The following is a 13,636-nucleotide window of genomic DNA, read 5'->3' on the forward strand; positions in this document are numbered from 1 at the left end:
TGGCTTTGACTGGTGGGCATGAGGGAAGGGGCTCTTGGTAGAACGGTTGTGTCGCAACACGTTCATCATTCCAAGGAGCCCCTTGTCCTCTCATACTGCCATAACCCGCATCATCGGTGCCGCTGGTGGCGCTTTCGCTCCGGGGCATCTGGGGGAGTTGACCCGGATCGTGCCCTTCGAGATGGTCGATGCCGTGCTCGCCGAGTGCGGGAAGACCCAGCATCGGACGCGGCTGATCCCGGCTCGGGTGACCGTCTATCTGCTGCTGGCTGGCGGGCTGTTCGCGCATCTGGGATGGGGCCTGGTGTGGGACAAGCTCACCGCGGGCCTGGGGCCGGGGCCGCGGCCGAGCGGATCGGCGCTGTATTACGCGCGCAAACGGCTCGGAACCGCGCCGCTGCGGGCCCTGTTCGGCCATCTGGCCGGGCCGGGCGCGGCGGCCGCGCGGTGGCGGGGCCTGCTGGTGTGCGCGATCGACGGCACCGGGATCGATGTTCCCGACACCGATGCCAACCGCGAACGGTTCGGGCTGCATTCAGGCGGCCATGCCCGGGCCGGATACCCACAGATCCGCCTGGTCGCTTTGGTCGCGGCCGGGACCCGCGCCCTGCTCGGAGCGGTCTGGGGCGCCACAGCGGACACCGAACAGCACCTCGCCCGATCCCTGCTCGAACGATTGCGGGCGGGCTGTCTGCTCCTAGCCGACCGCGGCTTCGCCTCGGCCGACTTCCTCGCTCGCGCCGCGGCCACCGAGGCCGACCTGCTGATACGCATCCCCGCCCACTGGCGACCCCGCACCTTGCAACACCTTGGTGACGGCACCCGACTAGTCCGAATCGGCCGCCTCCGGCTACGCCTGATCGAAGCCGAGATCACCATCAACACCACCGGCGGGACCCGAACCGGCGCCTATCGGCTGGCCACCACCCTGACCGACCCGACCGCGCACCCGGCCCTGGATCTGATCGAGCTCTACCACCAACGCTGGGAGATCGAAACGGTCTACGCCGAGCTCAAATCCAGCCTGCTGGGCCGCACCGTGCTCCGCGCCACCGACCCGGCCGGGCTCGACCAGGAACTGTGGTCGTTGCTGGTCCTCTACCAGGTCCTGCGATGCGCCATCGATGACGCCTGCACCACCGCAGACCTCACCCCGCTCAGCGCCAGCTTCAAACTCGCCATCGAGTGCGCCCGCGACCAGCTCATCCAGGCCGCGGGCATCGTCGATGACGAACAGATCGACCTAGCCGGGCGCATCGGAACCGAGCTGATCGCCCGGCCCCTGCCGGCCCGACGCCTGCGCACCGCACCCCGAGCGATCAAACGAGCGATCTCCAAACACCGCGCCAAAGGCCAGATCAACCGCCGAACCTACAAAGCCACCCTCGAAATCGCCCTCATCGACACCCGCTAACTGAACGGCATTGGCGCTAGGGCCGCTCGGTCAGGCGGGTGCGGGGGCCCGCGCGCAGGACGCCCGATTCGAGCTTGCGGCCCACGATCTCCTGCGCGAGCGCGGCGGTGTCGATGAGCGCGTCGAGGTCGACGCCGGTCGCGACGCCCATGTCGTGCAGCATGTGCACCACTTCCTCAGTGGCGACGTTGCCCGAGGCGCCCGGCGCGTAGGGGCATCCGCCGAGGCCGCCGACACTGGCGTCGAACTCGACGACGCCGCGGTCCATGGCCGTCAGGAGGTTCGCCAGGGCGGTGCCGCGCGTGTCATGGAAGTGCATGAGCACCGGCAGGTCGGTCTCGACGGCATCGAGGAGCTCGTTCACTCGCCTGGGCGTGCCCATGCCCGTGGTGTCGCCGAAGGCCACGCGGTCGACGCCGGCCTCGGCCACCGCGTCGACGATCCCGGCCACGCGGGCGGGGGCGACGTCGCCCTCGTAGGGACAGCCGAAGCTGGTGGCGATGATGGCCTCGACCTCGGCGAGCCGCTCGTGGGCGAGGTGGACGATGTCAGCGAACTCGGCGACCGACTCGGCCGTGGTGCGCCCGACGTTGGCGCGGTTGTGGGCGTCGGAGGCGGAGACGACGACCTCGATCGCGCTGAACCCGGCGTCGAGCGCGCGCTCGACGCCCTTCAGGTTGGGTGCGAGCGCGCTGTAGCGGATGCCGGGGTGCTTCTCGATCGCGCCCCACACCTCGGCGGCGTCGGCCATCTGCGGGACGGCCTTGGGGTGGACGAAGCTGACGGCCTCGATGCGGGACAGGCCGGTGCGCGAGAGCGCGTCGATAAGGCGGATCTTGTCCTCGGTAGGTACGGGCGGTTCGTTCTGGAGCCCGTCGCGGGGGGCGACCTCACGAAGTGAGATTCGTTCGGGTTGATGCATCATCGCGCCTCCGATCCTATTTTCTATAGGTTATAGCCTATAGATATCTTATAGTTTATATCTTATAATCTATAAGAGGTTGTTGGTCGCGCCTCCCGGGTCGAGGGCCGCCAGGGCGGCTCCCCGGAGGAGATTCGCCGTCTCCTCGGCGCTGACCTCCTCGCCGAGCGCCAGGTACGGCGTGGAGTTCATCAGGCCGAACGCGCCGTGCGCGATCACGCGGGCCTGCTCGGGCTTGAGGCCCGGCCGCAGCGCGCACAGGACCCGCACCCACTCCTCGACGTATACGCGCTGGAGCTTGCGCACCTCGCGGCGGGGCTCGGCGGGGAGCCGGTCGAGCTCGTGGAGGTGGAGGATGACGATCTCCGGCGAGTCGACGGTGACCGCGAGGTGGAAGTCGACGAGGGCCTCCAGGGCGGCGCGCGGGTCGTCGGAGTGCAGGGACGCGTAGTGCTTGCCGCCGACCATGAGGCGCTCGGAGACGGGGATGAGCGCGTCGGCGAGCATCTGCTCCTTGCCGCCCTTGAAGTGGTGGTACAGCGCCGGTCCGGTGATGTTCGCGGCCGCCCCGATGTCGTCCATCGACACGCCGTGGTACCCGTGCTTGGCCAGGAGTTTCACGGCTACGTCGAGGATCTCTCGGCGGCGTTTGGAGCCGCCGCGCTTATCGGTCAGGTCAAGGCTCACCAACGTTAGGCTACTCCAGCGTACGTCCGGGCGCAGGGAGCAAAAGCCCACTCTTTGCCCCGAACGGAGGCCGGATCCGCGCCCCGTGCGGGGACGGAGTTCGGGCCGCGGACAAGGCTACGACCTGCATGGCGAGCTCCGCTCGGCATGCGGCACGGACCTCCGGCGAACGGTCGCGCTCCAAGGCGAGGTCCGGCGGGTCCCGCCGCACGCCCGGCTTTCGGACGGGACTTCGGGGTCCCGCCCGGTGTGCGGTGCGCACCGGCCCCGCTCCGGCACGAGGGTTCGGCGTGGACGGCGATGCCCACTCCCGCTACGAGCCGGGGCTGGGCTTGCGCTGCTCTATCGGAACCTCGTTCAGCAGCGCCTGGATCTCCGTGGGGCCGATGTCCTCCTGGTGGCCCTCCAGACCGAAGGTCCCGGTCCTGACGTCCATCACCGACTGGTAGCTGTTGACGCGCATGCGCGGGATGCAGTGCGGGTGGTTGTCGACGATCCAGCGGATCATGTGCTCGCGCACCTCGCACCGCAGCGCCCACTGATGGGACGGGTTGCTCGCGGAGATCGTCATCCGCAGCCGCATATAGGGCCCGGTGGCGTCGTTGACCTCCATGCCGCAGCTCCGCCCGTCCCACAGCGGGTTCACCGTCAGGTACCGGCGCAATTCGGCGCGGGCCTCGTCCACCGGCAATCGCCAATCGGCGTCCAGCAGGATCGTGCCGAGCACCGCCGGATCGTTGCGGGTCCAGTTGACATAGGCGTGGGTCTTGAAATAGGAAGTGGGCAGCACCAGCCGCCGCTCGTCCCAAATCCGAACCACCACATAAGACAGTGTGATCTCCTCGATGCGCCCCCATTCGCCCTCGATGACGACGACGTCCTCGAGCCGGAGGGCGTCCCCGAACGCCAGCTGCATGCCGGCGAAGAGATTCGAGAGCATCGTCTGGGCCGCCAGGGCCGCGACCACGCCCGCCAGGCCGGCCGCCCCCAGCAGGGACGTCCCGAGGACCTTGAGCGAGGGGATGTTGAACAGGATGATCCCGCCCGCGATCATCCACACCCCGGCCGAGATCAGCCGGTAGGTGACGATGGCCTGCGTGCGGCGGCGCCGACCGCCCACGTCCTCCTGTTCGAGCGAGCCCAGCTGCCCCTGGATCGGCTCTTTCGCCACACTGAGCAGATTGGAGATCAGCCACGCGCCGGAGATGACGGTGCCCCACAGGAGCGTCCGGCTCAGATTGATGTTCCACCCGTCGTCCCAGCCGTCGGTGGCGACATCGCTCTGGACGTACAGCAGGATCTGCACCCCGCCGGTCGCCGCCATGAGCTGCGCGGGCCGGAGCGCCTTGCCGACGACGAGCGAGAGGCGCTCGGAGGCGTGCCGCAGCAGCAGCCACTTGATCAGCAGGCGGGCGAGGCTGACCGCCAGGGCGGACAGGATCGCCACCGCCACGATGACGACCCAGGGGTCGAGGTTCGACATGGCTCTCAGGCTATCGGGAAAGGCGAGTGACCCGCGTGTCACGGGCCGTCGGCATGACGCCGGCCGCGCTCCGCAGAGCGGGAGCACGGCCGGTCGTCGAGCAGCGTTATTCGTCTATGTGTCGATTGGGCGGCGAAGGACGTTGCCGCGCAATGCGTTCACGCTCGCGCGGCGCGCCGCCCTCCGCGTTCACCGCCTCCTGGCGGTCACGGCTGGTCGCCCGGGCGGTCCAGTCGCGGCTCGGCCGTGTGCGGCACCTCCGTGGCGCGCGGCGCCTGGGTCCCGGTCTGGGCGTCGCTGCCCGCGCCGTACCGCTCCGAGGTGTAGGTGCGCCCCATCTGCTGGTCCGACTGCGACTGCCGATTGGACTTCATCCGCGAGGTCTCGCTCTCGGCGGAGTTCAGCATCCGCTCCCAGCGGGAGCGCATCGGCCCGATGAGACCGCCGCCGACGCCGACGATGACGACACCGGCGACCGCGACGAACACCGTCCACATGAGCGGCTGCGTCACGCTGTCGGCGATGCCGGCCAGGCTGGTGGCGGCCACGATGCCGAAGAAGACGATCGCGACCTGCGCGATCCGCGCCATGGTCTTCCCGTAGCTGGTCTCCGAGAGCATCCCCTCGACCATGCCGTAGACGGCGTTGGCGATCGCGAAGGCGACCACGACGAGCAGGATCGCGACGAACAGCTTCGGCAGCCATCCGACGAGTGCGGTCAGCAGGTCGGAGACCGGGTTGGGTCCGAACGCGCCGAATGCCAGCTGCAGCGTGAACAGCATCAGCATGTAGTAGATGAGTTTCCCGAAGAGCTGGCTCAGCTCGAACCGGCCCGTGAACCGGCGGAGGCCGGATCGGTCGCCGACCCGGTCGAGGCCGGCCTTCCCGAGGAGTTTCCCGATCAGTTTGCCGACCCATTTGGAGACGAACCAACCGACGACGAGAATCAACAGGAAGGCGATCAGCTTCGGTATGAACTGTATGAGTGTATCGAAGCCGCTCTCAATGCTCTGCATGATGTCCATGCCCGCAGACTAAGACAGAAATCAGCGCCATTCCGGCTATTGGCGCAATAGAGCCGCATCGGGCCGGTGAAACACGCGCGCGAAAAATGACAAGGATGTAAGCATCGCCCTGAGCGCGTCCCGGCCGGGCGGGGACGGCTGGCGCTCCATCCGCGCATGGGCCGGCGCATGACTTCAAAGCGCGATGGCGCGCCTGCGCACCAGAAGGTTCTGCGCGCTCAGGCCGATGGCCACATAGGCGTACAGGGACGCGGTGCCCAAGAGCCCGACGCCGTCCGCATGGTCGATCCACAGTCCCAGGCCGAGGTGGGCGATGAACGACAGCAGCCACAGGGCGGTCGTCACCAAGGTCCCCTTGCGCAGCACGCGGCCCTCGGGGCCGCGCCACACCGCGACCGTCCGCGAGCGGGCGGCGCCGAGCGCGGCCGCGACCACCAGGCTCACCGCCAGCAGCAGGACAGGAAGCGCGGTGAGCGGGTGGTACTTCACGACGGAGGCGACACCGAACGCGAGCCCTGCCGCACCCAGGACGCCGAAGACCGCCGGAGCGACGAGCGAGCCGACGGGCCGCACCGGTCGGGCGCGCAACTGCCGGAACACCACTACCGCCACGACCAGCGCCGCGACGGCGTAAGCACTCATATCAGACATGACGATCGCCGTTCCGGGAGAAGAGGTGCTCGGGGGCCTTCGCGATCCTAAGACTCCGAACCGGGCACCGCCATGCGCTGTGGCACCTCTCACCGCTGATGCGGCAGGGCCTAAGTGGGCCAGGTGCGCCATTTCTGCCACGATTTCGACGGCGTCGGGCCCCGCTGGCCCTGGTAGCGCGAGGCGGTGACCTCCGAGCCGTACGGGTGCTCGGCGGGCGAGGACAGCTGGAAGACGCACAGCTGCCCGATCTTCATCCCCGGCCACAGCGTGATCGGCAGGTTCGCCACGTTCGACAGCTCCAGCGTCACGTGCCCGGAGAAGCCGGGGTCGATGAACCCGGCCGTCGAGTGCGTCAGCAGCCCCAGCCGCCCCAGGCTCGACTTGCCCTCCAGTCGCGCGGCCAGGTCGTCGGGCAGGGTGACGATCTCCAGCGTCGAGGCGAGCACGAACTCACCGGGGTGGAGCACGAACGGCTGGTCGCCCGCGACGTCGACCGGCGCGGTCAACTCGTCCTGGCGCTCGGAGGGGTCGATGTGGGTGTACTTCTGGTTGTTGAACACCCGGAAGCGCCGGTCCAGCCGCACGTCGACGCTGGAGGGCTGGACGAGCTCGGGCTCGAACGGGTCGAGGCCGAGCCGCCCGTTCTTGACGGCGTCGGCGATGTCCCGGTCGCTCAAAAGCATGGCCACAGGCTACCCGTCCCTCTCGATGCGGACTTTGGCACCTGACCGAGACGGACTAGCGCGTCCCGGGTGGGATCGCGTAGGCCACGGTCCCGAGTTCACGCAGCTCCCATCCATCGGGAGCGATGACGGCGCACTCCTTGAGGTCCTCGGCGCACACGATCGCGTCGACGTCCGCGACGTCGGCGGGCGGCTGCCCCGGCACGATCGACTGGAGCGCCACCAGCTCGGTGCCCTCGGGCAGCAGCACCCACCACGGGTACTCCCACGAGTCGTTGCCCTGCACGATCCCGACGGTCTCGGCGCCCGAATCGGCGACGGCCGCGGCGGCCTCCTCGTACTGCGGGAGCCAGTCGCGTCGGCGCACGAACCGCTCCTCGTGGTCGCTCAGCGTGAACGCGGACCACGTGCCGGTCAGGCGCCGCGGATAGCCGTACGCGACGGTCAGCAGCCCCGCCAAGGACGCGATGACGGCGAGGGTGCCGAGCAGCCCCCAGGCGACGGCCCTGCGCCGCCGCTCGACCAATCGGCGCGCCAGTGCCGCCACGAACACCCCGCCGATGGGCGCGCCGAGGACGACCAGGAAGAGCACGAGCCGGTTGATCCACGGCTGCCAGGCGACCGTGGCGCACAGCAGCACGAACGCGGCGGCCACCGCCGCGACATAGGCGCGGCGCACGCCCGGCCCCCGCCGCAGGAACCAGACCGCGCCGAAGAGCGCGGCGAGGCCGGTGAGCGGGAACGCGGCCCGGTCCTCGTCGGGGTACCAGGCCGCGACGGGGAAGGTCGTGGTGCCGAAGGTGACGTCGCGGTCGTTGACGTCGACGCCGACGAGACCGGCGAAGCCCTCGATCCCGGCGGCGAACGCGTCGGAGAGCGGGGCGATCGGCGTATCGAGCCCGGTGTGGGCGATGCGCAGGCCGTTGACGGCGATGAGGCGCGGGTCAGCGGTCTGGACGCCGACGGACTCGCGCAGCATCGCCGGGCCGAGCGGCGAGCCGAACTCGGCGTGCATCCGCGCCAGGAAGGGCCCGACCAGGACCAGCCCGATCGCGAGGACGGCGAGGGAGGCGCCGACGGTGCGCGCCCGCGCCGCCAGCGGGCGGGAGCGGGCGGTGCGCGAGCAGTGCTCGGGGTCGTGCCCGCACATGCACGGGTGGGAGCGGCGCCCGTCGCGGACGAGGCGGCCGATGCCCCACAGCAGCAGGAGCGGGGCGGCGGCGAGCAGGCCGGTGGTCTTGGTGACCGCGACGAGACCGAGCGCGAGGCCGAGGAAGAGCGCATCGGCGCCCGGCGTGGGGACGGCCCACCGCGCGGTCCCGCGCCGCTCGCCCGGACGCGTGAATTCGTCGAGGACGACGGTGGCGAGGCAGGCGACCCAGGCGGCGGCCACGAGGTCGACCTGAGTACTGGAGGCCTGGAGGAGCACCTCGGGGGTGGTGGCGAGGATGAACACGGTGGCGAGCTGGGCCACGGGGGCGCCGCCGAGCTGGGCGGCGATGCGCGAGGCGGCCAGGGCGGCGCCTACCGCCGCAAGGAGCTGCACGAGGTTATAGGCTCCGTCGCCGCCGGTGAGCAGCCGCAGGTGCGTCAGCAGGTACTCCGCGCCGGGGCTGATGTCGACCTGGCGGTGGATGTCGGTGGCGTAGGCCTCGACCGAACCGTTCTGGACCCAGTGCTCGATGCGCGGCAGGTGGTAGGTCTGGGAGTCGAAGTTATTGGGGGCCGAGGCGACGGCGAGGACGGCGGCGCTGACGAAGAGGATCGCGATGACGCAGGCCAGCGCCCACTGCCAGGCAGGGGCGGCGGCCGCGGCGGACCTGGTGCGCCGCCAGGTGCGGCGGGTGGCGCCGCGCTTGCGCCTGATCCCGTCGCGGATCACCGATACGGCGCTGCCGGGACGGGCGGGAGCGACGTCCCGGGCGCACCGGACGACGACCGCGGCGGCGACGGCGAGCGTGGCGGTGACCCAGGAGGCCGCCACGACGACCGCGGTGAGGGCGTGCACCGCGGAGGCGGCTTCGACGGTGGCGATCGCCCACGCGCCCAAGAGCAGCGCGGCGCGCACGACCGCGAGGCGCATCGGCGCGACGGCGGCGCCTTCGAAGGGGCGGAGCGCATAGGCGAGGGCGATCAGGAGGACGAGGAGCCACAGCATGAGCAGCACGGCTCCATTGAACACGACCGTCTGCTCTACCGCGCTTCGGCTCGTTCGCGTTATGGTTATGAAATCGTGTTCGGACGCGCGGGATGGAGCAGCAATGTTGTTGTCGGTTCTCGTCCCGGTATTCAATGAGGAGCGCCTCGCCGCCGGGACGCTGAAGGAGCTGCTCGCGGTCGACTTCCCGTGCGAGACCGAGATCGTCGCCGTCGACGACGGCTCGCGGGACCGGTCGTGGGAAGTGCTGCAATCCTTTGAGGACGACGCGCGCGTGCGATTGGTCCGCCACGACAGGAACCGCGGCAAGGGCGCGGCCATCCGGACCGCCGCGAAGGAGGCGTCGGGCGACTACGTGGTGGTGTTCGACGCGGACGGCGAATACGAGGCGGAGGACCTGCCGAAGCTCCTGGCGCCGGTCCTCGACGGCAAGGCCGAGGTGGTGTACGGCTCGCGGACGTTCGGCTCGCACTCGGCGTACTCGTTCTGGTACGTGATGGGCAACAAGAGCATCACGCTCGCGGCCAACGTCCTGTTCAACTCCTACATCTCGGACCTGGAGACCTGCTACAAGCTGATGCCGCGGGATCTGTACCTGGACCTCCAGGTGCGCTCGGTGGGCTTCGGCATGGAGGCCGAGCTGACGGCGAAGCTGCTCAAGCGCGGCATCCGCCCCTTCGAGGTGCCGATCTCCTACACCGCGCGCAGCCGCGAGGACGGCAAGAAGATCACCTGGACCGACGGCGTCCAGGCCCTGTGGCTCCTGGGCAGGGAACGCCTCCGTCGCTAGGCGGCCATGGCCCGGGATGCCGATTCGAGGACGCCGCGAAGTTCACTTCCGGCCGCGCGCCCGCTCCCATGGGTCGTCATCGATACGATCATCACCGAAGAACGCTTCCCCCTCAGCGCGCATTTCCTCGTAATCGATGGGAGGAAGCTTCCGGACTGCCTCCACGAGCTCGGCGGCGGTCGTCTTCCGGCGTTCCCTGTAAGGACGCACTTCCCCGACCGGTACGCCGTTGCGAGTGAGCATGAAGCTCTCACCGCGTTCCAGCGAGTCCATGACTGCCTCATAGCCGTCTCTCAACTCCTGGTAGCTGATGGTGTTCACACCGATACGGTATCTTCGTGCGCTACGCCAGTTTCCACGCCCGTACCGGACGGCCTGTCAGTCGGGAAGGATGACGACGTCGAGGCGGCGGGGGCCGTGGACGCCTTCCACGCGTTGGAGTTCGATGTCGCTCGTGGCTGAGGGGCCCGAGATCCAGGTCTGCGGGCTCGTCTGGTCCAGGCGCGGCAGCGCCTCGGCCAGGTGGCCGACGATCTGATCGTGCCGCACCACGACCACGTGGTGGTCCGGCACGAGGGTGATCGCCCTTCGCCCCTGGGCCGCACCGGCGTCGAGCATGATCGTGCCCGAGACCGCCACGGCCGCCGCGCAGCCGGTCAGGACCGCGTCCGCCGTGTCCAGCTCGGCGGTCGACAGGTCTTCGTCCTCGATGAACGCCGCGTCGCCGACGCGCCACTCGGCCGGGAGATCGGCGGGCACGATCACGCGCTTCGCCTCGCCGAGTGCCCCGGCGATCGACTCGATCCCGTGGTGGACATACGCCTTGTAGTCGACGAGGCGGTCGATGAGCAGCTCGACCACGTCGGTGTCCGCGTCCAGCGCACGGCGGTATTCCCGCGGCGCCTCCGGCGCGGGGCCCGCGCCGTCCAGGGCTCGGCGCATCCGCGCCAGGATCTCCTCGCGCGCGCTCACCGCTCCCGCTCCTTCCACCAGTCCCGGAAGCTCTCCTTCGGCGGCACCGGCATGTCCCGACTCATCGTCCACTTCGAACCCGGCCACGGGAGCCGCCGCACGAAGCCGCGCCCGCGCCACGGCCGCGAGAAGAACCTGGCCGCCCCGAGCGCGGCCCTCCAGAGCCGCGGCCGGGCCATCACGGCCTCCGCCGCGCCCATCGCGGCCTTCTCGCCCGCCTGGTGCGGTCCCTGCTGGCGCAGGTGCACCAGCACCTCGGGGATGTTGATCTTGACCGGGCACACCTCGTAGCACGCGCCGCACAGGCTCGACGCGTACGGCAGGTCGTCATGGCGGCCCGGCTCCAGCTGCGGGGCCAGGATCGCGCCGATCGGCCCGGGGTAGACGTGCCCGTACGCGTGCCCGCCGGTCCGCTCGTAGACCGGGCACACGTTCAGACAGGCCGAGCAGCGGATGCACGAGAGCGCCTGGCGGCCCACCTCGTCGGCGAGCACCTCGGTGCGGCCGTTGTCGAGCAGGATGATGTGGACGTCCTTCGGGCCGTCGCCCGCGGCCCTGCCGGTCCAGACCGAGGTGTACGGGTTCATGCGCTCGCCGGTGGAGGACCTGGGCAGCAGCTGCATGAAGACCTCAAGGTCCGCGAAGCGCGGCAGCAGCTTCTCGACGCCGACGACGCTGATGAGCGTCTCGGGCATCGTCAGGCACATGCGCCCGTTGCCCTCCGACTCGACGACGACGAGCGAGCCGGTCTCGGCCACCGCGAAGTTCGCGCCGGAGACGGCGACCTTCGCCGACAGGAACCGGCGCCGCAGGTGCAGCCGCGCCGCCTCCGCCAGAGCGGCCGGGTCGTCCGTGAGTCCTTTCGGCGCGTCGGCCATCCGATTGCGGAAGATGTCGCGGATCTCGGTGCGGTTGTAGTGGATCGCGGGCACCAGGATGTGGCTCGGCTTGTCCTCGGCGAGCTGCACGATCAGCTCGGCGAGGTCGGTCTCCCACGCCGCCAGGCCCTCGGCCTCGAAGTGCTCGTTGAGCTCGATCTCCTGGGTGGCCATCGACTTGACCTTGACGACCTCGTCGGCGCCCGCCTCGCGGGTGATCCGCGCGGCGATCGCGTTGGCCTCGGCGGCGTCCCGCGCCCAGTGGACGGTGGCGCCCGCCTCGGTCGCGTTGCGCTCGAAGGCGACGGCGAGTTCGGGCATGCGGCGCTGGACGTCGGCCTTGATCGCGGCGGCGGCGCTGCGCAACTGCTCCCAGTCGTCGAGCTCCCCGGCGACCTTGGCGCGCTTGGCGCGGATGGTGCCGGTGGCGTGCGCGAGGTTGGACCGCAGCTGCGGCATGCCGAGCGCGACCTTGGCCGCTTGCGGGAATGCGGTGCTCATGCGGTGCTCGCGAGGATCTCGGCGTAGTGGATCGGCTTGGGGCCACCCGAGCGGGAGATGCCGCCGCCGATGTGGGTGAGGCAGGAGTTGTCCGCGGCGGCGAGGTACTCGGCACCGGTGCCCGCGGCGTTGCGGCACTTGTCCTCGAGCATCGCCGAGGAGACGTCGGCGTTCTTGAGCGCGAAGGTGCCGCCGAAGCCGCAGCACTGGTCGGCCTCGGGCAGCTCGACCAGCTCGATGCCGTCGACGGCGCGCAGGAGCCGCAGCGGCTTGTCGCCCAGGCCGAGGGCGCGGGTGCCGTGGCAGGTCGGGTGGTAGGTGACGGTGTGCGGGAAGCGCGCGCCGACGTCGTCGACGCCCGCGCGGTCGAGCAGGAACTCCGAGAGCTCGTAGACCCGCTCGCCGATGTCGCTGCCGATCAGACCGGGGTACTGGTCGCGGGCCATGGCCGCGCACGAGCCGGACGGCGTGACGACGGCGTCGTAGGAGCCGAAGACGCGCTCGAAGGACTCGGCGAGCCTGGTGGCGTCCCCGCGGTACCCGGAGTTGGCGTGCATCTGGCCGCAGCAGGTCTGGGCCCGCGGGAAGTCGACCTCGTAGCCGAGGCGCTCCAGGACGGCCACGACCGCCTTGGGCGTCTGCGGGTACAGGGCGTCGTTGACGCAGGTGATGAAGAGACCTATGCGGCTCAAGGGGTCCGGTTCACCTCTTTTCTGGGGCCCACCACGGCTTCGGACCTGAGGAAGGCGGTTGCGTGCCTCGAGCGGGAGTTCTCGAGGTGGAGACTCATGGCCTCCGCGGCTGTAAGCGGTTGCCTCTCGATGATAGCCGCTGCGATCGCCAGGTGCTCGCGCTCGGTCTCGGCAATCGACTTCGGCTCGATGTACGAGCGGTGGAGGTGCAGGTGCGCGTCCAGGCGGTCGATCGCCTTCGCAAGCATCGGGCTGCCGCTGAGCTGACCGACGTAGTTGTGGAACCGCTTGTCGGCCTCGGTGAAGTCCAGCCGGCTCAGCGCGGCGTCGCTGTCGAAGTCCGGCGTGCGGGCCAGCATCCGCAGATTGTTCGCAACGTTGCCGTCGTGGAGGTTCTCGTCGAGGTCGGCGGCGCGCTTCGCGGCGAGCGGCTCGAGGAGCTGCCGCATGCCGAACAGGTCCTCGAACTCGTCCTCGGTGAGCAGCGGCGTCACCTTGTAGCCGCTGAGCGGCCGCCGCCGCACCAGCCCTTCGGCCTCCAGCCGCGCCAGGGCCTCCCTGATCGGCGTCTGCGAGATCTCCAGGCGCTTCGCCAAGCCGTCGATGCTGAGCTTCTCGCCGGGCGCGAGGGCACTCCGCAGGATCCGTGACTTCAGTTCCGTGTAGGCCTTGTCGGCCAAGATCGGCCGTTCGGGTCCCACCAGTGCTTCTCCCATGGGATATATCCTATAGGATATTGTCGACGTGGGCTCGACGCAGACCGGGCCTTTTTTGAAA

14 protein-coding genes are annotated in these 13,636 nt (G+C 69.8%); 2 read left to right on the forward strand and 12 right to left on the reverse strand.

Annotation, left to right across the window (positions count from 1 at the left end; all coding sequences use genetic code 11):
• Window positions 1-82: 82 nt before the first annotated feature.
• Window positions 83-1,414 (forward strand): IS4 family transposase, encoded by a 1,332-nt coding sequence (locus tag H613_RS0114510; protein WP_051393364.1) that lies wholly within the window; start codon window positions 83-85, stop codon window positions 1,412-1,414.
• Window positions 1,415-1,430: 16 nt separating this feature from the next.
• On the opposite strand, the gene H613_RS0114515 is transcribed toward H613_RS0114510, so the two are convergent.
• From H613_RS0114515 to H613_RS0114545, 7 genes are all read right to left on the reverse strand, one after another.
• Window positions 1,431-2,339 (reverse strand): hydroxymethylglutaryl-CoA lyase, encoded by a 909-nt coding sequence (locus H613_RS0114515; protein WP_026924385.1) that lies wholly within the window; start codon window positions 2,337-2,339, stop codon window positions 1,431-1,433.
• Between the two features lie 66 nt (window positions 2,340-2,405).
• Window positions 2,406-3,023: a TetR/AcrR family transcriptional regulator gene (locus H613_RS0114520; protein WP_035738178.1), complete on the reverse strand. Its 618-nt coding sequence runs from the start codon at window positions 3,021-3,023 to the stop codon at window positions 2,406-2,408.
• A 313-nt stretch (window positions 3,024-3,336) separates the two neighbouring features.
• Window positions 3,337-4,506 carry a mechanosensitive ion channel family protein gene (locus H613_RS26640; protein WP_051393365.1) on the reverse strand — a complete coding sequence of 390 codons (1,170 nt, stop codon included), beginning with the start codon at window positions 4,504-4,506 and terminating at the stop codon, window positions 3,337-3,339.
• Window positions 4,507-4,712: 206 nt separating this feature from the next.
• Window positions 4,713-5,531, reverse strand: a complete 819-nt coding sequence (locus H613_RS26645) for a mechanosensitive ion channel family protein (RefSeq protein ID WP_051393366.1) — start codon at window positions 5,529-5,531, stop codon at window positions 4,713-4,715.
• 174 nt (window positions 5,532-5,705) lie between these two features.
• Entirely contained in the window at window positions 5,706-6,173 is a 468-nt protein-coding gene (locus H613_RS0114535; RefSeq protein WP_211234834.1) for a hypothetical protein, read from the reverse strand.
• Between the two features lie 119 nt (window positions 6,174-6,292).
• Complete coding sequence (dcd, locus tag H613_RS0114540; protein ID WP_026924388.1) at window positions 6,293-6,868, reverse strand: dCTP deaminase; 576 nt, start codon at window positions 6,866-6,868, stop codon at window positions 6,293-6,295.
• 55 nt (window positions 6,869-6,923) lie between these two features.
• Window positions 6,924-9,050 carry a hypothetical protein gene (locus H613_RS0114545; protein ID WP_156926042.1) on the reverse strand — a complete coding sequence of 709 codons (2,127 nt, stop codon included), beginning with the start codon at window positions 9,048-9,050 and terminating at the stop codon, window positions 6,924-6,926.
• A gap of 79 nt (window positions 9,051-9,129) precedes the next feature.
• Here H613_RS0114545 and H613_RS0114550 point away from each other — a divergent pair, with 79 nt between their 5' ends.
• Window positions 9,130-9,816 carry a glycosyltransferase family 2 protein gene (locus H613_RS0114550; RefSeq protein ID WP_026924390.1) on the forward strand — a complete coding sequence of 229 codons (687 nt, stop codon included), beginning with the start codon at window positions 9,130-9,132 and terminating at the stop codon, window positions 9,814-9,816.
• A 42-nt stretch (window positions 9,817-9,858) separates the two neighbouring features.
• Here H613_RS0114550 and H613_RS0114555 read toward each other — a convergent pair whose 3' ends face one another.
• The 5 genes from H613_RS0114555 to H613_RS26655 are packed head-to-tail and all read right to left on the reverse strand — an operon-like array spanning window position 9,859 to window position 13,575.
• On the reverse strand, window positions 9,859-10,137 hold the full coding sequence (locus tag H613_RS0114555; protein ID WP_026924391.1) for a type II toxin-antitoxin system Phd/YefM family antitoxin: 279 nt from the start codon (window positions 10,135-10,137) through the stop codon (window positions 9,859-9,861).
• 57 nt (window positions 10,138-10,194) lie between these two features.
• Window positions 10,195-10,788 carry a LutC/YkgG family protein gene (locus tag H613_RS0114560; protein ID WP_026924392.1) on the reverse strand — a complete coding sequence of 198 codons (594 nt, stop codon included), beginning with the start codon at window positions 10,786-10,788 and terminating at the stop codon, window positions 10,195-10,197.
• On the reverse strand, window positions 10,785-12,167 hold the full coding sequence (locus H613_RS26650) for a lactate utilization protein B (protein WP_035738180.1): 1,383 nt from the start codon (window positions 12,165-12,167) through the stop codon (window positions 10,785-10,787). The genes H613_RS0114560 and H613_RS26650 overlap by 4 nt, the downstream gene beginning before the upstream one ends.
• On the reverse strand, window positions 12,164-12,859 hold the full coding sequence (locus H613_RS0114570; protein ID WP_026924393.1) for a (Fe-S)-binding protein: 696 nt from the start codon (window positions 12,857-12,859) through the stop codon (window positions 12,164-12,166). The genes H613_RS26650 and H613_RS0114570 overlap by 4 nt, the downstream gene beginning before the upstream one ends.
• Entirely contained in the window at window positions 12,856-13,575 is a 720-nt protein-coding gene (locus H613_RS26655; RefSeq protein WP_051393367.1) for a GntR family transcriptional regulator, read from the reverse strand. The genes H613_RS0114570 and H613_RS26655 overlap by 4 nt, the downstream gene beginning before the upstream one ends.
• Window positions 13,576-13,636 lie beyond the last annotated feature (61 nt).

The sequence above is a fragment of the Glycomyces arizonensis DSM 44726 genome (assembly GCF_000482705.1).
GTDB classification, from domain to species: domain Bacteria; phylum Actinomycetota; class Actinomycetes; order Mycobacteriales; family Micromonosporaceae; genus Glycomyces; species Glycomyces arizonensis.

What these genes read in the sequence shown, in the direction of transcription:
- H613_RS0114515 (WP_026924385.1), bottom strand. Translation starts at nt 2,339, where the DNA reads ATGATGCATCAACCCGAACGAATCTCACTTCGTGAGGTCGCCCCCCGC.
- dcd (WP_026924388.1), bottom strand. Translation starts at nt 6,868, where the DNA reads ATGCTTTTGAGCGACCGGGACATCGCCGACGCCGTCAAGAACGGGCGG.
- H613_RS26645 (WP_051393366.1), bottom strand. Translation starts at nt 5,531, where the DNA reads ATGGACATCATGCAGAGCATTGAGAGCGGCTTCGATACACTCATACAG.
- H613_RS26655 (WP_051393367.1), bottom strand. Translation starts at nt 13,575, where the DNA reads ATGGGAGAAGCACTGGTGGGACCCGAACGGCCGATCTTGGCCGACAAG.
- H613_RS26650 (WP_035738180.1), bottom strand. Translation starts at nt 12,167, where the DNA reads ATGAGCACCGCATTCCCGCAAGCGGCCAAGGTCGCGCTCGGCATGCCG.
- H613_RS0114550 (WP_026924390.1), top strand. Translation starts at nt 9,130, where the DNA reads ATGTTGTTGTCGGTTCTCGTCCCGGTATTCAATGAGGAGCGCCTCGCC.
- H613_RS0114535 (WP_211234834.1), bottom strand. Translation starts at nt 6,173, where the DNA reads ATGAGTGCTTACGCCGTCGCGGCGCTGGTCGTGGCGGTAGTGGTGTTC.
- H613_RS26640 (WP_051393365.1), bottom strand. Translation starts at nt 4,506, where the DNA reads ATGTCGAACCTCGACCCCTGGGTCGTCATCGTGGCGGTGGCGATCCTG.